A 21,817-nucleotide genomic window follows, 5' to 3' on the forward strand; every position below is an offset into this window, starting at 1 on the left:
AAGCCGGCTCCTTTAATTTTCGTAATTTGTCCGACAAAAGTTTAAAATGCTTGATTCTTTTCTGACTTTTGCAGGATTTCACTCTTTTGTGTTGAAACATGTATTAAGAGTTTCGCATTCATGGAAAAAGGGTGGTGTCTGAACAATGGAAATTACAGATGTCAGATTGCGGCTTGTCAATACGGACGGGCGTATGAAAGCCATTGCTTCAATCACGTTAGACAAAGAATTTGTCGTACATGACATTCGTGTGATTGACGGAAACAACGGCATGTTCGTCGCCATGCCGAGCAAAAGAACACCGGACGGAGAGTTTCGCGATATTGCTCACCCGATTACATCAGGCACACGTGAAAAAATCCAGACCGCCGTTCTGAACGAATATCAGCATGCCTGTGCGGAGGATCCTTCTTTTGAGCAAGCCGGCGCTTCATGAAAGTAAGAACAGAGATTCAAAGGAACCTTCGGCAAGCGGTTCCTTTTTTATTTCCGCCGACAGGGGAACCGTGCGGCGGCGCGCCTTAAGTTTCGGCCGGGCACTCTTGAAAAAGGGCTGTTTTTAAGCTATAGTCTAAACGGGATGAAAAGGTTCAATGGAGAGGTATGGGGGTTTATCATGTCAAATCGCTATGCGATCATTTTAGCTGCCGGCCAGGGTACGAGAATGAAATCGAAACTTTACAAGGTTTTACATCAGGTATGCGGAAAACCGATGATCAGGCATGTTGTCGATGAAGCCGGCCAGGCGCAGTTTTCGAAAATATACGTGATTGTCGGCCACGGAGCCGACGCCGTCCGGACCTGTATCGGAACGGATGCCGAATGCCTTCTTCAACAGCGGCAGCTGGGGACGGCGCATGCGGTCCGCCAGGCTGCGGACCGGCTTGCCGGGCTTGACGGAACGACGGTAGTGCTTTATGGAGATACACCGCTGATTACCCATGAAACCATTAAAAAACTGATCGATTTTCAGGAACAGAATCAGGCGGCGGCAGCTGTTTTAACGGCCAGAACCGGGGATCCGTCCGGGTACGGGCGAATTATCCGGAACGGCTCAGGGAACCTTGCCCGGATTGTCGAGGATAAGGATGCGACCCCCGAAGAAAAGAAGATACTGGAAATTAATACCGGAATTTATAGTTTTGATAATCGTAAATTGTTTTCTTTGCTTGATAAGGTCGAAAACCATAATGCACAAGGCGAGTATTATCTTCCCGACGTGATCGGGCTTCTCGTTCAGGCATCTGAGAAGGTGCTCGCCTATCAGACGGAACACTTTGAAGAAACGGTCGGCGTCAACGACCGGCTGCAGCTGGCCTCTGCCGAAAAATACATGCGTGAGCGCATTAACCGCCATCATATGAAAGAAGGCGTGACGCTGGTCGATCCGGAGAATACGTATTTGTCGGCGGACTGCACGATCGGTGCCGACACGATCATTTATCCCGGGACCGTCATTTCAGGAGAGACACATATTGGCGGCGGCTGCGTGATCGGTCCCCATACCCGGATCAGTAACTGCGAGATTGGAGAGGAGACGGTCGTCGAACAGTCGGTCCTTGAAGACAGCTGGGTCGGCAGCCATGTACAGATCGGGCCGTTTGCCCATATCCGGCCGCTCTCGAAGATCCATAATCAGGTGAAAGTCGGCAATTTTGTCGAGGTAAAAAAATCGGAGATCGGGGAGGGCAGCAAAGCCTCCCATCTAACCTACGTTGGGGACGCTGTCCTTGGTAAGGATGTCAATATGGGCTGCGGGACAATCACAGTGAATTACGATGGGAAAAATAAATTTACGACACATATCGGGGACGGAGCTTTTATCGGATGCAACGCCAATCTGGTGGCGCCGGTGACGATCGGCGATGGGGCCTTTGTGGCTGCCGGATCGACAATTACCGAATCGGTAAACGGGGACGCACTCGCTATCGCGCGATCGCGGCAGATAAACAAAGAAAATTATGCCTTAAAGTTAAATTACAGGGCGAATAAATAACTGGAGGGAACCATTAGAATGGTCAGCTATCTTGATCCGAATCTAAAAGTATTCAGCCTCAATTCCAACCCCGAGCTGTCGAAACAGATCGCCGAACATATCGGTATCCAGCTTGGTAAATGCTTGGTCTCATCATTCAGCGACGGCGAGATTCAGATCAGCATTGAAGAAAGCATCCGCGGCAGCGAAGTCTATGTTATCCAGTCGACAAGCTATCCGGTCAACAAGCATTTGATGGAACTGCTGATTATGATCGACGCCCTGAAAAGGGCTTCAGCCAAGACGATCAATGTTGTCATTCCTTATTACGGTTATGCGCGGCAGGACAGAAAGGCGCGGTCAAGAGAACCGATTACGGCTAAACTGGTCGCCAATCTGCTTGAAACTGCCGGTGCGTCGAGAATTCTGACGATGGATCTTCACGCGCCTCAGATTCAGGGATTTTTTGATATCCCTGTAGACCAGCTGCTGAGTGTGCCGATTCTCTCCGAGTATTTTTTAAGTAAGAAACTGAAGGATGTCGTTGTTGTTTCTCCGGATCACGGAGGTGTGACACGGGCCAGGAAAATGGCCGATCGCCTGAAGGCGCCGATCGCGATCATTGATAAGCGGCGGCCGCGTCCGAATGTTTCGGAAGTCATGAACATCATCGGCGATATCGAAGGGAAAACGGCCATCATTATTGATGACATTATTGACACGGCGGGGACGATTACGCTGGCGGCCAACGCACTGGTTGAGCGCGGCGCAAAAAAGGTGTATGCTTGCTGTACGCATCCTGTTTTATCGGGACCGGCCATAGACCGGATCCAGGCTTCGGCAATCAGCGAGCTTGTCGTCACCAATACCATTCCGCTGCCTGAACACAAAAAAATCGATAAAGTTGTCCAGCTGTCCGTCGCTCCGCTTGTGGGCGAAGCGATCATTCGCATTCATGAAAAGCTGTCCGTAAGCAGCCTGTTTAATTAAAACGGCGGACAGGCTGTCAGAGCCGATAAATTTGTTCGAATAAAAATAGCAGGATGAAAAAAGAAAAAGATCATTTTTAGAAGGAAGTGCTGAACATGGCAACACTCAATGCGGTAGTCCGCGATGATTCGAAAAAATCGATTGCTAAAACGCTCAGAAAAGAAGGAAAGATACCGTCTGTTGTTTATGGACAAACGGTAGGCAATGAATCGATAACAGTGAACGCCGGAGAAGTAGATAAACTTTTCCACAATGAAGGCAGAAATGCGATTATTACACTGAACATCGACAACAAGAAAAAATACACGGTGATGGCTCATGAACTGCAGTTTAATAATCTGAAGGGTACAATCCAGCACATTGATTTTCTTGAAATCAATGTGAACGAGGAACTGGATGCTGTTGTTCCTGTTGTTCTCCAAGGGACCGAAAAGGTTGAGGAGCTCAGGGCGGTCGTTAACCATCAGCTGAGTGAACTGACGGTGCGTGCCCTGCCGAAAGATTTGCCAAGTTCGATTGAAATCGATGTTTCTGAACTTGCCGTCGGAGAAAGTATCCGGATCAGCGATATTAAGACAGAGAACGGCTATACGATTCTCGGCGATCCTGAAGAAGTGATTGTTTCGGTTTCTTACGGCGGAAAGAATGAAGAGGCAGAAGAAACGGAAGAACCGTCTGCAGCTGAAGGCGCTCAGACCCCGGAGCAACCGGGAGAATAAGTCAGTTTTGGTGCAGCATCAAGCCGGGCGTAACGACTGCGTTACGCCTTTTTTTCTATCATGAGGAAAAAGCGTTATCGTATAGAAAACGGCGTTCGGGTTTTTCTTTAATACCGTCCAGCGGTACAGGCACAAGCCGTCTGCGGGGACGGGAAAGTGAGGAAGCGTTTGTGAAGATCATCGTCGGACTGGGCAATCCCGGTTCTGAATATGTGCATACAAGGCATAACATAGGTTTTGAAGTCATCGATGTCCTTGCGGAGCGCTACCATATTGTTTTATCAAGAAACCGGTTCAAAGCTTTATTCGGCAAAGGAGTCATCGGCGGTGAAGAAGTTCTGCTTATGAAGCCGCTTACGTTTATGAATGCATCCGGAGAGGCGGTCGGACCGCTGCTCCGTTATTATAAGCTGTCGACCGGCGATCTGCTTGTGATTCATGATGATCTGGATCTTCCGGTCGGTAAAATCCGCCTGAGGCAGAAAGGAAGCGCGGGAGGACATAACGGACTGAAGTCGCTGATCCACCATCTCAATACTCAGGAATTCGACAGGATAAAAGTGGGCATCGGCCATCCCCAGGGATCGCATCAGGCGGTCATTCATTATGTTTTGAACGGCTTTTCGGGCGAAGAAGCCGTGTTGATCGGCACCGCGATCGACCAGGCTTCCAGAGCAGCCGCCGAGTGGGTCACGGTACCCTTTCCGCAGGTCATGAATAAGTATAATGCGAATAAGTGACGGTATGGGCGGGAATGATGTTTTTGAGCTGTTTTCATGAAAGCGTTCAGCTGAAAGAATCGATAAGAGCTTTGGCAGACTGCCAAAGCGTTTTTCGGGTTGATGAAAGTGAGGGTTGCCAATGTATGGCTTAAGTACGTTTTATAAGCAAAGAATTGATGAGCTTCGGACCGTTCTGACCGGATATGAAAGCGGCATGACCCAGCAGCTTGTTTCTGGTCTTTCTGGCGGCGCCAAATCTCTTTGGATCGCCGCGCTTTATCGGGAAAGATCGGAAACGGCGGTTGTCGTGACTCATAATCTGTATCAGGGACAGAAGCTTTTCAATGATTTGGAAGAATTGATAGATTCCGAGGAGCTCTATCTTTATCCGACCAATGATCTGATCGCCTCGGATCTTGCCGTTGCGAGCCCCGAACTGCTTAGTCAGCGTATCGATGCTCTCAACCGTTTGGCGCGGGATAAAAAATGCCTGATCATCGTCCCTGTTGCCGGACTGAAGCGTCTGCTCCCGCCTCTTTACCTGTGGAAGGCGAGCCTCATTCATCTTGAAAACGGAAGACGGCTTGATCTTGAGGCGTTTGTTAAGAAACTGACGGCGATCGGCTATGAACGCGAATCGATGGTGAACGGCCCCGGGCAGTTCAGTCTGCGCGGCGGTATTATCGATATTTTTCCGCTGACAGAAGAGCATCCGCTTCGGGTTGAGCTCTTTGACGATGAAGTGGATTCCATCCGCTTTTTCGACAGTGAAACGCAGCGATCTCTGGACAAAGTAACGAACGGCCTGGTGATCGGACCTGCACGCGAACTGCTGCTTTATGACGAGGCGTTTGACCGCGCCGCGGAAAAACTGGAAAAAGCACTGAGGACGACGCTGGAAAAAACGAAAAATGAACAGGTTAAAGAACTGCTCGGCGACCGGATCGAATCGGACATTGAAGCCCTGCAGCAGCACGGCATCTTTCAGGATATAGCGAAGTATACGGCTCTTTTTTATGAGCAGCGGACGACAATCGTCGACTATCTTCCGCAGAAAGCGTTAATCGTGCTGGATGAAATCAGCAGGGTTCAGGAAATGACGGAGCAGCTGGACAGGGAAGAGGCCGAATGGCAGGTGTCTATGCTGCAAAGAGGCGAAATGGTCAGGGATGTGCCGCTGACGGTGGAGTGGCCGGAACTTGTGGAGCACATTCGCCAGCCGATTCTTCTCCTTTCACTGTTTTTGCGTTATCACGGCCAGTTTCAACCGCAGAATGTGATCAATATGACGTGCCGGTCGATGCAGAATTTCCACGGCCAGATCCATTTGCTGAAATCGGAAATCGATCGGTGGAGGAAGAGCGATTATGCCATTGTTTTTCTAGCGTCGGATAAAGAAAGGGCGGGGCGCCTTGATCAGGTGCTTTCGGATTACGGCATTCATGCGGAAACGGTGGATCAGAAAACGATGCCGGCGGCCCGGACGATCCAGATCACGGTGGGCCGGATGGATAACGGATTTGAGATGCCGCTAAAGAAACTGGCCGTCATCACGGAGAAAGAGGTATTCACGAAAAAAACGGCCAAAACGCCCAGAAAGGGCCGGAAGCTGTCCAATGCGGAGCGTCTGAAAAATTATAATGAATTGAAAATCGGCGATTATGTCGTCCACGTCGATCACGGCATCGGCCGCTATGCTGGCATCGAAACACTTGATGTCAACGGTATTCATAAAGACTATTTACAAATTATCTATAAAGGAAACGACAAACTTTATGTACCGGTTGAGCACATCGATCAAGTACAGAAGTACGTCGGTTCGGAAGGCAAAGAACCGAAGATTTATTCGCTGGGAGGCAGCGAGTGGAAAAAAGTTAAAAGCAAAGCCCGATCTTCGATTCAGGATATCGCCGATGATTTGATTAAACTGTATGCACAGCGGGAGGCCAGCAAAGGTCATGCCTTTGCCAAAGACGGGGCTGCACAGCGGGAATTTGAGTCGGCCTTCCCGTATCAGGAAACGGCCGATCAGCTTCAGGCGATTGAGGAAATCAAAAAGGACATGGAAAGTGAAAAACCGATGGACCGGCTGCTTTGCGGAGATGTCGGTTACGGGAAGACCGAGGTTGCGCTGCGTGCGGCTTTTAAAGCGATCGCGGACGGGAAGCAGGTTGCGTTTCTTGTACCCACCACGATTCTGGCTCAGCAGCATTTTGAAACCACACGGGAGCGGTTTGAAGAATTTCCCGTTACGATCGGGCTGCTCAGCCGCTTCCGTTCGCACAAGGAGCAGTCGGAGACGCTGAAAGGGCTGAAAGCCGGGACGGTTGATTTTGTCATCGGCACACATCGATTATTATCGAAAGACGTGCAATTTAAAGATCTCGGCCTTCTGATTGTCGATGAGGAGCAGCGCTTCGGGGTTTCGCATAAGGAGAAGATCAAACGTCTGAAGGCGAATATCGACGTGCTGACCCTGACAGCGACGCCGATTCCGCGGACGCTGCACATGTCGATGCTCGGCGTACGCGATCTGTCGATTATAGAAACACCGCCGGAAAATCGCTTCCCTGTACAGACCTATGTGACGGAGTACAACTACACCCTGATCCGCGAGGCGATTGAACGCGAGATGGCGCGCGGCGGACAGGTCTATTTTCTTTATAACCGTGTCGATACAATTCAGAGGATGGCCGAAATGATTTCTCGTCTTGTTCCGGATGCGGCGGTGACCTATGCCCACGGACAGATGAAGGAATCCGAGCTGGAGTCTTCCATGATTGATTTTCTCGACGGGACCGACGACGTACTGGTCAGTACAACGATCATTGAGACGGGGGTGGATATTCCGAATGTCAACACCCTGATCGTTTATGACGCCGATAAAATGGGCCTTGCCCAGCTTTACCAGCTGCGCGGGCGTGTCGGCCGTTCCAACCGGGTCGCCTATGCTTATTTTACTTACCAGCGCGACAAAATTATGAATGAGGTCGCAGAGAAACGGCTTCAGGCCATTAAAGAATTCACAGAGCTCGGATCGGGATTCAAGATTGCCATGCGCGATCTGTCGATCCGGGGCGCCGGGAATCTGCTGGGCGCTCAGCAGCACGGTTTCATCGACTCGGTCGGGTTCGATCTTTATTCGCGGATGCTGCAGGATGCCGTTGCCGAGCGCAGGAGCGAAGCAAGGGAACCGGAGGCGCCGCCCAGAGTGTCGATTGAAATGGACATCGACGCCTATATTCCCGATACTTATATTCAGGATTCGCTACAGAAAATCGATATGTATAAACGATTTAAGACGGCGGAAACCATGCGGGACATTGAAGAACTCGAAGAAGAAATGATCGATCGCTTCGGACAATATCCGCGTGAAGTGGCCGATCTGTTCAGAATAGCCGAACTGCGCGTGATGGCGGATAAATTGATGGTTGAGGAAATTAAGCAGAAAGATGCCGATCTGACCATTATTTTTTCAGAAAGAGGCTGGAAGACGCTGAACCGTGAAGCACTTTTTAAAGCAATCAGCCGCATGGGCCCGGGCGTCGGTCTGGGATCTGCGGGCAAGAAAATGAAAGTCACAGTCAAACGTGACCGAAGAACGACCGGACCGATGATCGGCGAAGCCACCGATTTACTGAAGGGCGTTTATCAACTGCGGGCGGCATCGGAAAAAGCAGGTTAAATTGGACGGAATATGCATAGTTTAGGCGAGGGCGCAGATAATAACACACAAGGAATAGATGATTTTTAACGGAAAGTGAGGACATCCTTGTATGAAAGCAACCGGCATTGTCCGCCGAATCGATGACCTGGGGCGAGTGGTTATTCCCAAAGAAATCCGCCGCACGCTGCGCATTCGAGAAGGGGATCCTTTAGAAATTTTTGTGGATCATGACGGCGAAGTGATCCTAAAGAAATATTCGCCGATGAGTGAACTGGGTGATTTTGCCAAGGAGTATGCAGAATCTCTTGCCGAAAACTCGGGCAAGCTGACGATAATCAGCGATCGTGATGCCGTGATTGCAGTTGCAGGCGGTGCAAAGAGGGATTATCTTGATAAAAGAATCCTGTCCGTGCCTGAGAGAGCTATGGAACTTCGCCAGACAATTCTGGAACAGAACAAAGGGGAGCCGCTGATGGAAGGGCGTGAGGATCCGACGGGCCCTTACGTTGTTGCGCCGATTATCGCTGGCGGCGATCCCATCGGCACGGTGATGCTGATTGCCAAAGAAAAAACGTCTTTAGGCAATGTAGAAGTGAAACTCGCTGAAACGGCTGCCGGTTTTCTCGGGCGCCAGATGGAACATTAAGGAACAGGCTGAAAACATGCAGAAAGAGAGGCGGGCGTCTGTCTCTCTTTTACTGTGTCTTCAGAACCGATTCTATCTAAAACAATACATTTTGCCGTCGAAACGGAGAACTTGTGTTATAATCCACTTTAGAATTTGAATAAAGGTGGAATGGGCCGTGCGGGATACAAATAAAGAGGGCCACGCGATCTGGCGGGGAGCGTTGATTTTAACCGTGTCGGCATTTCTTGTTAAAATCATGAGCGCGGCCTACCGGCTTCCTTATCAGAACCTTGCCGGGGATGTCGGCTTTTATGCGTATCAGCAGGTCTATCCATTTTACGCCATTGCTGTCACGTTGGGCGGAACAGGGTTTCCGATTGTCATCTCGAAGTTTATCGCGGAAGCAAAAAACGGCGGCGGCTACAGGCAGGAGGCGCAGATCCGCAGACATGCGCTCATTGCCCTGTTTATTCTGTGCGGCCTGTTTTTCTGTTTGCTGTTTCTGTTTGCGGTTCCGCTGACAAAAGTGATGGGCGATGTCCGCTTGTCTTCCTTAGTCAGGATTGCGGCTTTTATCTATTTATTTGTTCCGCTGATTGCGGTTTTACGCGGCAATTTTCAGGGAGAAAATGAAAACATGATGCCGACCGCGCTTTCGCAAATCGGTGAACAGGCGCTCCGAGTGCTGTTGATTATCGGTTCCTCGTGGTATTTGTTTCTGCACCACGGGAATCCCTATCAATTCGGCCGGGCCGCTACAATCGGTTCCGTGGCAGCACCGGCAGCATCGCTGATCATTCTCTCCTTTTACTTCCGGAAAGAAAAATCGCCGTTTGTCCGCACGGCGAAGGGAGCACCCGGGCGGATCGACTGGCATTTGGTTAAGGATCTGCTGATCAGCGGCTGCCTTTTTTCCTTGCTGGCGCTTCCGCTTGTTTCTTTCCAGCTGATTGATTCGTTGACGGTCATCCCGTTGTTAAACCATGCGCATGTTCCGGATCCGAGAACGGAAAACGGCATCTATGATCGTGCCTATGCGCTGACACAGTTCGGAATCATTGCCGCGGCCTCATTGACGGCGACGATTGTCCCCGGCCTGGCCAAACTTTCTGCCCTGAGACAGAAACGGGAAGTTCAGCGTCAGGCATCGCTTGCTCTTAAGATCAGCCTGGCTTTCGGTCTGGCTGCGGCCGCCGGTCTGGCCGTAATCGGCAGAGAGGTAAACATCATGCTTTTCAAGAACGCGGCCGGGACCGTTTCCTTTTCTCTGGGGGCTTTTACCATGCTTACCCTGTCGCTGATCCTCGCTTCTTCGGGAATTCTGGAAGCAACCGGCAGGCCGTGGCTTCCGTTTCTCTATCTGGCGGCCGGAGGGGCGGCCAAGCTTGCGGGCAACTATCTGCTGATTCCGCTCTTTTCAATCAATGGAGCAGCAGCCGCTACCTGTCTCGCGACGGCACTGACTGCCTGGCTGAATATCCGATGTCTGCGCCGCAGGTCTCTGGCTGAAGCTCTGCGGTTCCGTCTCATTCTTAAGCTGTGCGCCGCCGCCTCCGGAATGGTTGTCGCCGTGCTGTTCTGGAAACGGCTGATTGCCATCTGGGAAAGCAGGCTGGCCGATTCGCGCTTGTTTGCAACAGGAGTCGCATTGTCCGGAGCTTTGGTCGGGGCCTGCGTTTTTCTGATCTTGATTTTGATTTTACGTTATTTTGATTCGGGTGATTTTGAACGGCTTCCCCTGATCGGCCGCCGGCTGCATAAAAAGGATTTGAGCGAGAAAAGCAAGATTTCGGAGTGAAGAGTCCTCCCTGCCGCTTAAGACGGGCAATTTAGCTAGGATCACGAATAAAGATATGATAGAATGAAGAAAAACCGGAACGCATCTCTGTGGCTATTTTATAGAAATGATAATTTAAATTCGGAGGTTTGAGTAAAATGAACAAAAACGAGTTGATTCAGAAAGTAGCCGAGAAGACAGGAATTGCCAAGAAGGACACAGAAGCGGTAGTCAATGAAACACTGGGTGAAATCATCTCCGCTTTGAATAAAAATGAAAAGGTACAGTTTGTCGGGTTCGGGACGTTCGAAGTCCGGGAAAGGGCAAGCCGAACGGGACGCAATCCGCAGACCGGAGAAGCGATTACAATCCCGGCTACCAAAGTACCCGGGTTCCGGGCAGGCAATAAATTGAAGGATGCCGTAAAAAAATGAGGCTTGATAAATTTTTGAAGATTTCACGCCTTATTAAGAGACGCACCGTGGCGAAAGAACTTGCCGATCAGGGCCGCGTCGACATCAACGGGCAGCCTGCCAAAGCCAGTTCGGCCGTAAACACGGGCGATGTGCTGACGCTGCACTTCGGCCAGAAGCCGATGAATGTGCGCGTGGCTCTTTTAAAAGAAACGGTGAAGAAAGAAGAAGCGTCTTCTCTCTACGAAATCATCGGAGAATCCGAAGACTGACGGCACGGAATCCCGGCAGCGCACGATGTTCTAAATTGGACAGCTTCCTCATAGTGTAAGAAAAAGAGGAGGGAGTCCAATGAGTCAATACTACACGTCGGTGCCGAACAAAGACAAGCCCGCACAAAACCATGACATTGTGATTAAGAATCGCCGGACAATAGAGATAACCGGGGTCAAGCATGTCGAAAGTTTCGATCATGAAGAATTTTTGCTGGAAACCGTGATGGGTTATCTTGCCATTAAGGGCGCTCAGCTGAAGATGCAGAACCTGAATGTAGAGCAAGGTTCGGTCGCCATTGAGGGCAAAATTTTCGAGATCAGTTATCTGGACGATCAGGATGGAGAACCGTCCAAAGGGTTCTTCAGCAAACTGTTTAAATGACGCTGAACGAACAGTTTGCATCGCTGATTCTAATGATGCTGATGGGCGTCTGGCTTGGCGCTTCATTTTCGGTTTACCAGCGTTTTGTCCGTCCGCGAAAAAAACGGCACTGGATCCTGTTGATTACAGATCCCCTCTTTTGGACGATTCAGGCCGTGCTGCTTTTTTCACTGCTTCTCCCGGTAAACCAGGGACGGCTGCGCCTGTATCTCATCCTGGGGGTTGCGCTCGGCTTTTCCTTTTATAAATCCTTTCTGGAAAAGTTTTTCCTGTATATTCTTGAAGGGATTATCTCGGCAATTGTCCGAATATGGCGATTTGTTGCCAAAACGGTCTATCATTTGTTCCTGTATCCTCTTTATTTCCTATTGAAGCTCGCCTATTTATTGTGTAAAATGACAGTAAGAATAGTTCTCAAGATCTTGTTTTTTTTGCTGATCTTTCCGATGAAGGTTCTGCGCGGAGTACTTCGGCTGCTTCTGCCGGAAAAGTGGCGGATCGGCGTAAAGAAACGGACAGTTCAAATACAGCGGCAACTGATGAAATGGGTGTCTTTTTTGACGGGACGAAGATAGGAGGATCACAATGGAAAATGCAGGCACTCAGCGAGTGGCGCACCTTCACACGGATTATGCGCAGTCTTTGGAAATCATTGAAAAAAGGCAGAAGAAGCGCCGCAAGGGTCTGATTCGGCGCCTGATCGCTTTTGCCGTGGTTTTCGTTGCTGTCTGCATTTTCATGGTATCCTCGCTTGTCGCGCAGACGCACAGACTGAACGGCGCACTGGCTCAGAAAGCAAAGCTGGAGAAGAGCCTGAACGCTCAGAATGTGTATGACAGCCAGCTGAAGCAGCGGATTCGTTTGCTGAATGATAAAAATTATATCGGTGAAGTGGCAAGGCGGGATTATCTTTTATCGAAAAACGGCGAGGTTATTTTTTCAAAATCCAGTATTGACGGGCATTGACAGGCTCTTTTTTAGCTATGTATAATAAAATGATTAGAGATATTATTTTAGGAGGAAGCATTTTTTTATGTCAATTGAAGCTGGCAGCAAGCTGAAGGGTAAAGTTTCGGGTATCACAAACTTCGGAGCCTTCGTTGATTTGCCTGACGGGAAAACCGGGCTGGTTCACATCAGTGAGGTGGCGGATCGTTACGTAAAGGATATTCATGATGTCCTGTCGATCGGTGATGAAGTCACAGTAAAAGTGCTTCAGGTCGCGCCTGACGGAAAAATCGGGCTCTCGATCCGCAAAGCTGTCGATAAACCGAGGAACGCACCGAGAAATTCTCGCGGCGGAGGAAAGCGTTTTACGAAGGAAACGAGTTTTGAAGACAAAATCTCTCACTATTTAAAGGAAAGCGAAGACAGGCTTTCGACGATCAGGCGTCAGACGGAATCCAAACGCGGCGGACGCGGTGCCCGGCGGGGATGACAGGAAGTCCGGACTCCTGCGGTTAATGATAGATGATTGACGGAAAAATCAGGCACAGGCTGCCTGATTTTTTTATTAAACAAATGAAGAGAGCGGCGGCGGAGCAAAGACATTCGGAATCGACATAAGCGGCGTCGGGCGCTTAAATTGACCGACAAGAATGAACGGCGTCGAAGTTTTTTTAATACATGCTTCGCAATTCTGACAAATTATGAAGGCAGACTATGATTAAATGAACCATACAATACTTTGTTGAAGGTGGCGAAGCGTATGGCTCAAAGAATCGGCAGTTCTGCCGCAGGAACAATTGGCGCTTATGGAAGGGAAGGACGGCCGTCCCGCAGGCAAAAAGGGGGCGGCGTGATAAAAGCGGTGCGCGCATTTATCGTAAAAGCGCTGTCTCGGATCGATTTTGTTTACCTGGTGACGGGTTTTCTGCTTGGACGGGCCGTCATTCTTTCCAGCCTGACCCCGTTTGTTCTCCCGTTCTTTGCTATGGTATTCTGGCTGAAGCGGGAAAAAAGGTGGCTCGTTTCTTTTGCCGCTTTGGCGGGTTCACTGACTGTTTCAGTGGGACAGGCTTTTTATGCGCTGATGGCGCTGCTCGTTTTTCTCGGGCTCAGGCGGATGATTCTATCGTTAAGCAGGAAAGCGGAAGAAAAATGGCTGCCCGTCCTTGTCCTCACTTCCGGATTTTCCGTCCGTTTGATTTGTAAAGCTGCTTTTTCGCTCAATCTTGTCTGGACGGATGTGATGACAGCCGCCGCCGAAGCGTTTCTTGCCTTTCTGGTTACCCTTATCTTTATGCAGAGCGTCCCGTTTTTATCAACAAAAATAAACCGAAAATTATTAAAAAATGAGGAGATTATCTGCTTTGTGATCCTTTTGTCTTCCATTCTTTCCGGAATGATCGGCTGGACGGTGATGGGCATCTCCGTCAACTATGTTTTTGCCAGGTATGCTGTGCTGCTTTTTTCTTATGCGGGCGGAGCGGCGATCGGATCAACGGTCGGAGTGGTTATCGGTCTGATTCTCGGTATGGGCAACGTTTCCAGTCTCTATCAAATGAGTCTGCTCGCCTTTTCCGGAGTGCTGGGCGGATTGCTGAAGGAGGCCGGCCGGGCCGGCGTATCGGCCGGGCTGCTGATTGCCACGCTGCTGATCGGGCTTTACGGGGACGGGTATGCGGGGCTGAGCGGCGCCGTTCTTGATTCGCTTGCGGCCATTGCTCTTTTTTTCCTCACGCCGGGCTTTGTGACGGAGCGGCTGGCTTCATTTATACCGGGTACACGGGAATACCAGAAAGAACAGCAGCAGTATATTCGAAAACTGAGGGATGCCACGGTGAGCAGAGTGGAGCAGTTCTCCAGCCTGTTCCAGACACTGGCCAGGAGCTTCTATCCTCCGGCCGAACAGGAAAGCCGGGAGGAGGATCTCTTTCTCAGCAAAGTAGCCGCAAGAACATGCCAGAACTGTTTTAAAAAAGAGCATTGCTGGGTAAAAAATTATGATGAAACCCGAAGGCTCATGCTTCAGTTCAGAGAAGCTTCGCGCGGAGGAAGGAAACCGAATAATCCCAAGCTCCGCCGTGCCTGGCGGGAACACTGCGTCAAATCTGAAAAAACCATTGAGGCCATTTCGATCGAGCAGATTTTTGCAGAAGAGCAGGCCAGAATGAAACGGACTGTCAAAGAAAGCCGCCGGCTTGTGGCCGATCAGCTGAGCGGGGTGTCACAGGTCATGGGCGATTTTGCTATCGAGATGAAACGTGAGCGGGGCCTGCATGAATGGCAGGAAGAAATGATCCTGATGAATCTGAACGGGGCCGGCATTCATGTGGAAAGCGTGGAAATCTACAGTCTTGAAGCCGGAGCGGTCGACATTGAGGTGGTTCTGCCGAGCGATCACTATGAAGCATGCGAAAAAGTGATTGCGCCTCTGCTTTCCGATATTTTGAGAGAAAATATTTGTGTTGAGAAAAAGCAGACGGCCGATTTGCCGGGCGGGCCGAGCCGCGCTGTCTTCGCCTCGGCGCGTGCATATGAAATTGAGGCCGGTGTCGCCACGGCCGCACGCGGAGGGGGATTTGTTTCGGGCGATAATTATTCGCTGTTTGAAATCGCTTCTGGGAAGTACGCACTGGCGATCAGCGACGGAATGGGCAATGGAGAACGGGCGGGCATGGAAAGCAGAGATACGCTGCAGCTGCTTACCAAAGTACTGAATTCAGGCATTCATGAAAAACTGGCTATAAAATCGATCAATTCCATTTTGTCGCTGCGTTCCACGGAAGAAATCTTTGCAACGCTGGATCTGGCGCTGATTGATTTGCAGGATGCGAAGTCGACATTTTTGAAAATCGGTTCCAATCCAAGTTTTATCAAGCGGGGAAACGGGGTTATCATGCTCGATGCAGCCAATCTGCCGATGGGGATGATCGAAAATTTTGAAGTGGAGGTGAAGACGGAACAGCTGAAATCCGGCGACCTGCTGATTATGATGAGTGACGGTATCTTTGACGCCCCCAGACAGATTGAAAACAAGGAGGCGTGGGTCAGAAGAAAAATCAGGGAAATGCAAACGGATGATCCGCAGGCCATTGCCGATCTGATACTTGAGGAAGTGATCCGGATGGGCGACGGACGCATTGAAGACGACATGACGGTGATTGCCGCGCGCATCCAGCATCATATGCCGAAATGGTCATCCATATCGGCGGGTATAAAAGAAAAAGAACTTCGCCGGGCAGAGTAACCGTCCGGAGCAGCTCCTCATAGATTTTATATTCTTCGTATAAAAAAAATCTTTCCTGTCTAAGATGATACTAGATTCAGGAAGGTGTGAGGAGCAATGCATGAAGGCACTTTGAAACAAATTCTATTAATCACTGACGGCTGCTCCAATCAGGGCGAAGATCCGGTTGCGGTGGCGGCACTTGCCAGAGAACAGGGCATCACGGTGAATGTTATCGGCGTTTTGGATCGATTTGACTCCGAAGACGGCCGCGGGCTTCAGGAGGTGGAAGGGATTGCCGCTGCGGGAGGCGGTATCAGTCAGATCGTCGAGACCCGGCAGCTTTCGCAGACGGTCCAGATGGTAACCAAGCAGGCGATGACACAAACGATTAAAGGTGTGATCAATCGGGAACTTCAGGACATTCTCGGAGAATCGGAAACGGTTGAGAATCTTTCTCCCGAAAAACAGGGCAAAATTATGGAAGTTGTCGACGAGCTGGGCGAAACGATGAATCTGGATGTCTGCATCCTTGTTGATACAAGTGCCAGCATGAAATCCAAGCTGCCGACCGTACGGGAAGCTTTGCAGGATCTGTCGATGAGTCTGACGGCGCGAATGGGGAGCAATCAGTTCTGCCTTTTATTATTTCCCGGGAAAAGAAAAGCAATCCAGAAGATTACTGCCTGGACGGCCGACATGGAAAACATCGAACGGGCGTTTGATAAAATCGGCACTCATGGTGTCACGCCGACGGGGCCCGCGTTAAAGGAAGCAGTGAAGAGTTTTTCCCAGCTGGCTAAAAGAAACCTGCTTTCCCATGACGAAGCCTATGATGACAGACCGCGGTGATTTAAGGTTAGCCCCGGGAACCGTGCTGACCGGGAAATGGCACGGACATCGCTATCAAATTGTCAGGCGGCTCGGCAGCGGGGCCCAGGGAGTAGTCTATCTGGCATACTCGGGCGGCCGGGAAATAGCCGTTAAAATGGCGAAAGACCGTGCTTCGCTTATTTCGGAAGTGAATGTTCTTAAAAAACTTGAAACGCTCCGGGGGGAACCTTTGGGGCCTTCTTTATTTGACAGCGATGACTGGATCGTCAACGGCCGCCCGATCAGCTTTTGTGCCATGGAATATTTGAAAGGCATGCCGCTGCAAGAGGCGCTGAAGCAAAAATCTTTTGACTGGGCGACCGTGTATCTCGTGCAGCTTCTGAAACATCTTCAGAGACTGCACGAGGCCGGCTGCGTATTCGGGGACCTGAAGCCTGAAAATTTAATGCTTATGAATCCGGGGTATTCTGTCCGTTTTCTTGACTTTGGCGGAGCGACGAAGATCGGGCGGTCGATCAGGGAGTACACGGCGTTTTTTGATCGCGGTTATTGGGGGCTCGGCACCCGTAAAGCAGAACCGGGGTACGATTTATTTGCATGCGGGATGATCCTGATCTATGCGGCCCTCGGACACCGCCTTGAAAAAAAGGGGCAGGGAGAAGGACGGCTATTTCAGATTATTCGTACAGAGCCCCTCCTTGTTCCCTATCGGCCGGTTCTTGCCAGGGCGCTGAAGGGACAGTATGATTCAGCCGATCAGATGCGCCGCGATCTTTTGTATCGAATGATGGAGAAACAAAAGGCTCCTGCTGCCGGAAAACGGCGGAATAAAAGGCGTGCGGGTGCCGGATCCGGAGGAGGATGGTACAGGGCCTGGCTTGCGGCTTCTTTTATCTTGACTGCCTATGTTCTCTTTGTTATCGTTTACGTCATGTAATCTTTGTTGTATGGTAGACATAAATGGTGCAGGAACTGAGTAAAATAACGAAACAGCCGGGCGGGAGAAAGATAGAATGACTTTTGAGGAAAGTGTGACACAATTTATCAGGAAGCACGGGCTGATTCAGCCGCGCATGCGGCTCGTTGCAGGCGTGAGCGGCGGGGCCGATTCGATGGCACTGCTGCTGTATCTTCTGACCAAAAGGAAAAGGTGGGAGCTGGAACTGGCCGTGTGCTCCGTCGATCACGGGCTGAGAGACACGGCAGGAGAAGAAGACCTGGCTTTTGTAGCTTCTTTTTGTCGAAAAGAGCATGTTGCTTTTCTAGGAAAAACTGTCGATGTACAGGCTTACTGTAAGGAACAAAATCTGGGTATTGAGGCTGCGGCCCGCGCATTGCGCTATCAGGCGTATGAGGAGGCGCTTCATGAGTTCAGAGCCGATGCACTGGTTCTTGCGCATCACGGAGATGACCAGATCGAAACGATGCTGATGCGCGAAGTCAGGGGGCGCATCGGGATTGCGAGGGCGGGGATCCCTGTAAAGCGTCCCTTTGCCGGCAAAGAACTGATTCGTCCTTTTCTTTCTCAGACGAAAGCCGCACTCGCGGCATACTGCACAGCGCAGGGCATTACGCCGCGGCACGACGCAAGCAATGAATCGGACAGGCATACCCGCAACCGGTTCAGAAAACAAGTGCTCCCGTTTCTGAAAAAGGAGAATCCGTCCGTTCATTTAAAATTTCAATATGAAAGCGAGACGATTGCCGAAGATGAAACGTTTCTGATCGAGCTGGCCAGGCAGCGGCTGGAGACCGTTATTTTGGAGAAAAACGCGGATTGGATAAAGATATCGATTCCGGACTTATTAGTCATTCCATATTCTTTACAAAGGAGAATAATTCATCTAATATTAAATTATCTTTACACTAACCGAAAGATACAGCCAATGCATCAATCTATACATATCGAAAATTTACTGCAGCTGCTGCGTTCAAACCGGCCTTCCGGTCGTGTTGTTTTCCCGGAGGGGCTTTTGGCGAGAAAATCATACAGGGCCTGTCTGATTGGCTTCCCATCCCGGGTGAAGGACAAGAGTTATGATCTTGTCCTTCAAGTGCCGGGCAGGACTTCCTTCTCTGCCGGCACCATCGATGCGGAATTTTTGCCGAACGGATTTTGCCTCGGAACAGCGGTTTCAGGTCCGGATTGCCTGATTACTGATTACCGTCAAGTAATCGGGCCCCTCAGAGTGAGAACATGGCGCCGGGGGGACCGGATGATGCCGAAAGGTATGACAGGTACGCAAAAGATACAGCGTATTTTTATTAATGAGAAGATTGATCGGGAGAAACGTATCGTCTGGCCGCTTGTCGTTGACGGAGAAAATTCCGTTCTCTGGCTGCCGCTTCTTAGGAAAGGATGGAGGTCTTCACCGGACGTACAGAAAAAGGAAGCAAGCTATCTGAAACTGACATTTACACCGATTGCTGATTTTGGGAGGATAAAGGCATGAAGGAAGACCTCAGGGAAATATTAATAACGGAGGCGGCCATTCAGGGAAAGGTCCGTGAATTCGGGAAAATACTTTCTGAAGAGTATCGCGGACGCTTTCCGCTCGTCATCGGCGTGCTGAAGGGAGCCCTTCCGTTTATGGCCGATCTGATTAAGCAGATCACCGTTCCCGTTGAAATTGATTTCATGGATGTTTCCAGCTATGGAAATTCGACGGTTTCTTCAGGGGAAGTGAAGATTCTCAAGGATCTGGATACTTCCGTTGAGAACCGCGAGATCCTGATTGTTGAAGATATCATTGACAGCGGTTTGACGTTGAGCTATTTAGTGGATTTGTTCAAAACCCGAAAAGCGAAATCAATCAAAATTGTGACGCTGCTGAACAAGCCGTCGGGAAGAAAAACGGCGATCAAACCGGATTTATGCGGATTCACAGTACCGGATGCTTTTCTTGTCGGCTACGGGCTGGATTACGCGGAAAAATACCGCAATCTTCCCTTTATCGGGATTCTGAAGCCGGAAATATACAATGGATAGAGGAGTTACATATATAACGGGGACAAGGATTGCGCGGCAGTACAGACGCGGGAAGCCGCTGCCGGTCTGTGAGACGGCTGGTTTCACTGCCCCCTGTAACAAATTGCTTGAGGCTTTTCACCTGTGTATGATACTATTAAGTAAGGTTTCGTTTAGAGCGGGAGGAGGTAAGGGATGAATCGACTTTTTAAGAATATCATCATATATTTATTTATTTTTCTTGTTATTATCGGCATCGTCAGCTGGCTGACGGACACGAACCGAAGTGTGCGGCCGATGACATACAGCGCTTTTCAGCAAAATCTGGTGAGCGGCAACGTTAAAGACATGACCCTCCAACCCGAAGGCAGCGTTTATTCCGTAACGGGGCGTTTGAAAAATTATGACGCAAACACGACGTTTAAGGCCTATATCCCCGCCAGTGAAAAAGCGGTCGGACAGATTACCGATTTGGCAAATAAATATAATGTGGATGTTAAACCGGCTCAGTCGACAAACGGGTGGGTTAATTTTGCAACGACGCTGATTCCGTTTGCGATTATATTTTTTCTGATTTTTTTCTTGCTGAATCAGGCACAGGGCGGCGGCGGCCGCGTCATGAACTTTGGGAAAAGCAAGGCAAGGCTTTATTCCGAGGATAAAAAGAAAGTGACGTTCAAGGATGTCGCCGGTGCGGATGAAGAAAAGCAGGAATTGATCGAGATTGTTGATTTTCTAAAAGACCCGAGAAAATTTGTCGCACTGGGTGCCCGTATTCCAAAAGGCGTTTTGCTGGAGGGCCCTCCCGGTACCGGTAAAACATTGCTGGCCCGTGCTGTTGCGGGAGAGGCGGGCGTTCCCTTCTTCTCTATCAGCGGCTCGGATTTTGTGGAAATGTTCGTCGGTGTCGGTGCTTCTCGTGTTCGTGACCTGTTTGATCAAGCTAAAAAAAATTCACCATGTATTATTTTTATTGATGAAATTGATGCCGTCGGCCGTCAGAGAGGGGCCGGACTGGGCGGCGGCCATGATGAGCGTGAACAGACGCTGAATCAGCTGCTTGTCGAGATGGACGGGTTTGGTGCAAATGAAGGGATTATCATCATTGCGGCGACAAACCGTCCGGATATTCTGGACCCGGCGCTTCTGCGTCCCGGCCGGTTCGACCGCCAGATTCCTGTCGGCCGTCCTGATCTCCGGGGGCGTGAAGCCGTTCTGCGCGTCCACGCACGCAATAAACCGCTGGCAAAAGATATTGATCTGAAGACGGTCGCTAAGCTGACGCCGGGTTTTTCAGGCGCCGATTTGGAGAATCTGCTTAATGAGGCGGCTCTGGTTGCCGCCCGCGCCAATAAAAAAGTGATCAACATGGAAGATATTGATGAAGCGGTTGAACGGGTCATTGCCGGTGTAGCCAAAAAGTCACGGGTGATTTCCAAAAAGGAGCAGGAAATTGTTGCTTACCATGAATCCGGTCATACGATCATCGGCCTGGCGCTTGAAGGGGCGGATGAGGTGCATAAAGTAACGGTCATTCCGCGCGGGCAGGCCGGGGGATATACGGTTTCTCTGCCGAAGGAAGACCGCTATTTCATGACAAAACCGGAATTGCTTGAGAAAATCGTCGGGCTGCTTGGCGGACGTGTTGCCGAGGAAGTTATATTCGGCGAGATATCGACGGGCGCCAGCAATGATCTGCAGCGGGTGACGAATCTGGCCCGCCGCATGGTCACCGAGTTCGGCATGAGCGAGAAACTGGGTCCGATGCAGTTTGGCAACAACGACAACGGGCAGGTTTTTCTTGGCCGCGATTTGCAGAATGATCAAAATTACAGCGATACAATTGCCTTTGAAATTGATTCCGAAGTCCAGCGGATTGTAAAAGAACAGTACGCACGATGCAAGCAGATTCTGCTGGAACAGCGCGATAAACTTGAACTGCTTGCACGGACCCTGCTGAAAGTCGAGACTCTGGATAAAGAACAGATTAAATCGCTCTATGAAACAGGTAAATACATTGAACCGAGCAAGAACCGCTATGGCTATCAGGAAGATGACAGGGATGCGAACCATGGGCAGCCGTCCGGAGAAACGACAGACGGACGTTCCGGCGATGATTCGGTGAATCTTAAGGTGAATATACATCCCAAGGACGATATTCATCCGGATATTAAAGCGGACAAAGCCAATCCGCAGATTTCCGACGCGGATCATCCGGATGACAGGAAAATCTGACCGGTCCGTGACCATGGCACAATAGAGGAGGCGTTTCCGCAACGGGAGGTGCCTCTTTTTT

Annotated in this window: 20 protein-coding genes; all 20 read left to right on the plus strand. The window is 50.2% G+C overall.

Annotated features, from left to right (window positions below):
• Nucleotides 1-145: 145 nt before the first annotated feature.
• The 20 genes from spoVG to ftsH all read left to right on the plus strand — a co-directional run bounded on the left by spoVG (nt 146) and on the right by ftsH (nt 21,756).
• On the plus strand, nt 146-436 hold the full coding sequence (spoVG, locus tag OYT88_RS19385; protein WP_274402015.1) for a septation regulator SpoVG: 291 nt from the start codon (nt 146-148) through the stop codon (nt 434-436).
• Between the two features lie 180 nt (nt 437-616).
• Nucleotides 617-1,996, plus strand: coding sequence for a bifunctional UDP-N-acetylglucosamine diphosphorylase/glucosamine-1-phosphate N-acetyltransferase GlmU (glmU, locus tag OYT88_RS19390; protein WP_274402016.1), 1,380 nt, complete (start codon nt 617-619; stop codon nt 1,994-1,996).
• 18 nt (nt 1,997-2,014) lie between these two features.
• Nucleotides 2,015-2,965, plus strand: coding sequence for a ribose-phosphate diphosphokinase (locus tag OYT88_RS19395; protein WP_274402017.1), 951 nt, complete (start codon nt 2,015-2,017; stop codon nt 2,963-2,965).
• Between the two features lie 95 nt (nt 2,966-3,060).
• Entirely contained in the window at nt 3,061-3,684 is a 624-nt protein-coding gene (locus OYT88_RS19400; RefSeq protein ID WP_274402018.1) for a 50S ribosomal protein L25, read from the plus strand.
• Nucleotides 3,685-3,854: 170 nt separating this feature from the next.
• A complete protein-coding gene (pth, locus tag OYT88_RS19405) occupies nt 3,855-4,424 on the plus strand; it encodes an aminoacyl-tRNA hydrolase (RefSeq protein ID WP_274402019.1) in 570 nt (189 codons plus the stop codon).
• 121 nt (nt 4,425-4,545) lie between these two features.
• Nucleotides 4,546-8,091, plus strand: coding sequence for a transcription-repair coupling factor (mfd, locus tag OYT88_RS19410; protein ID WP_274402020.1), 3,546 nt, complete (start codon nt 4,546-4,548; stop codon nt 8,089-8,091).
• Between the two features lie 91 nt (nt 8,092-8,182).
• Nucleotides 8,183-8,719 carry a stage V sporulation protein T gene (gene spoVT, locus OYT88_RS19415; protein ID WP_274402021.1) on the plus strand — a complete coding sequence of 179 codons (537 nt, stop codon included), beginning with the start codon at nt 8,183-8,185 and terminating at the stop codon, nt 8,717-8,719.
• 157 nt (nt 8,720-8,876) lie between these two features.
• Nucleotides 8,877-10,499, plus strand: a complete 1,623-nt coding sequence (locus OYT88_RS19420; RefSeq protein ID WP_274402022.1) for a putative polysaccharide biosynthesis protein — start codon at nt 8,877-8,879, stop codon at nt 10,497-10,499.
• Nucleotides 10,500-10,636: 137 nt separating this feature from the next.
• Entirely contained in the window at nt 10,637-10,912 is a 276-nt protein-coding gene (gene hbs, locus OYT88_RS19425) for a non-specific DNA-binding protein Hbs (RefSeq protein ID WP_274402023.1), read from the plus strand.
• Entirely contained in the window at nt 10,909-11,163 is a 255-nt protein-coding gene (locus OYT88_RS19430) for an RNA-binding S4 domain-containing protein (protein ID WP_274402024.1), read from the plus strand. Before hbs ends, OYT88_RS19430 begins: the two co-directional genes overlap by 4 nt.
• Before the next feature lie 79 nt (nt 11,164-11,242).
• Nucleotides 11,243-11,548: a sporulation protein YabP gene (gene yabP, locus OYT88_RS19435; RefSeq protein WP_274402025.1), complete on the plus strand. Its 306-nt coding sequence runs from the start codon at nt 11,243-11,245 to the stop codon at nt 11,546-11,548.
• Complete coding sequence (gene yabQ / locus OYT88_RS19440) at nt 11,545-12,123, plus strand: spore cortex biosynthesis protein YabQ (protein WP_274402026.1); 579 nt, start codon at nt 11,545-11,547, stop codon at nt 12,121-12,123. The genes yabP and yabQ overlap by 4 nt, the downstream gene beginning before the upstream one ends.
• Nucleotides 12,124-12,133: 10 nt before the next feature.
• Complete coding sequence (locus tag OYT88_RS19445) at nt 12,134-12,514, plus strand: FtsB family cell division protein (protein ID WP_274402027.1); 381 nt, start codon at nt 12,134-12,136, stop codon at nt 12,512-12,514.
• Between the two features lie 67 nt (nt 12,515-12,581).
• The gene (locus tag OYT88_RS19450) at nt 12,582-12,986 is read left to right on the plus strand and encodes a S1 domain-containing RNA-binding protein (protein WP_274402028.1); all 405 of its coding nucleotides are present in this window, start codon (nt 12,582-12,584) and stop codon (nt 12,984-12,986) included.
• Between the two features lie 270 nt (nt 12,987-13,256).
• The gene (spoIIE, locus tag OYT88_RS19455) at nt 13,257-15,740 is read left to right on the plus strand and encodes a stage II sporulation protein E (RefSeq protein WP_274402029.1); all 2,484 of its coding nucleotides are present in this window, start codon (nt 13,257-13,259) and stop codon (nt 15,738-15,740) included.
• Nucleotides 15,741-15,836: 96 nt separating this feature from the next.
• The gene (locus OYT88_RS19460) at nt 15,837-16,571 is read left to right on the plus strand and encodes a vWA domain-containing protein (RefSeq protein ID WP_274402030.1); all 735 of its coding nucleotides are present in this window, start codon (nt 15,837-15,839) and stop codon (nt 16,569-16,571) included.
• Entirely contained in the window at nt 16,540-17,490 is a 951-nt protein-coding gene (prkT, locus tag OYT88_RS19465) for a serine/threonine protein kinase PrkT (protein WP_274402031.1), read from the plus strand. The genes OYT88_RS19460 and prkT overlap by 32 nt, the downstream gene beginning before the upstream one ends.
• Before the next feature lie 76 nt (nt 17,491-17,566).
• Entirely contained in the window at nt 17,567-19,006 is a 1,440-nt protein-coding gene (tilS, locus tag OYT88_RS19470; RefSeq protein WP_274402032.1) for a tRNA lysidine(34) synthetase TilS, read from the plus strand.
• Nucleotides 19,003-19,542, plus strand: coding sequence for a hypoxanthine phosphoribosyltransferase (hpt, locus tag OYT88_RS19475; RefSeq protein ID WP_274402033.1), 540 nt, complete (start codon nt 19,003-19,005; stop codon nt 19,540-19,542). The genes tilS and hpt overlap by 4 nt, the downstream gene beginning before the upstream one ends.
• A 174-nt stretch (nt 19,543-19,716) precedes the next feature.
• Entirely contained in the window at nt 19,717-21,756 is a 2,040-nt protein-coding gene (gene ftsH / locus OYT88_RS19480; protein ID WP_274402034.1) for an ATP-dependent zinc metalloprotease FtsH, read from the plus strand.
• Nucleotides 21,757-21,817 lie beyond the last annotated feature (61 nt).

The organism is Sporolactobacillus sp. CQH2019 (genome assembly GCF_028765345.1).
In the GTDB taxonomy this organism is placed as follows: Bacteria; Bacillota; Bacilli; order Bacillales; family Sporolactobacillaceae; genus Sporolactobacillus.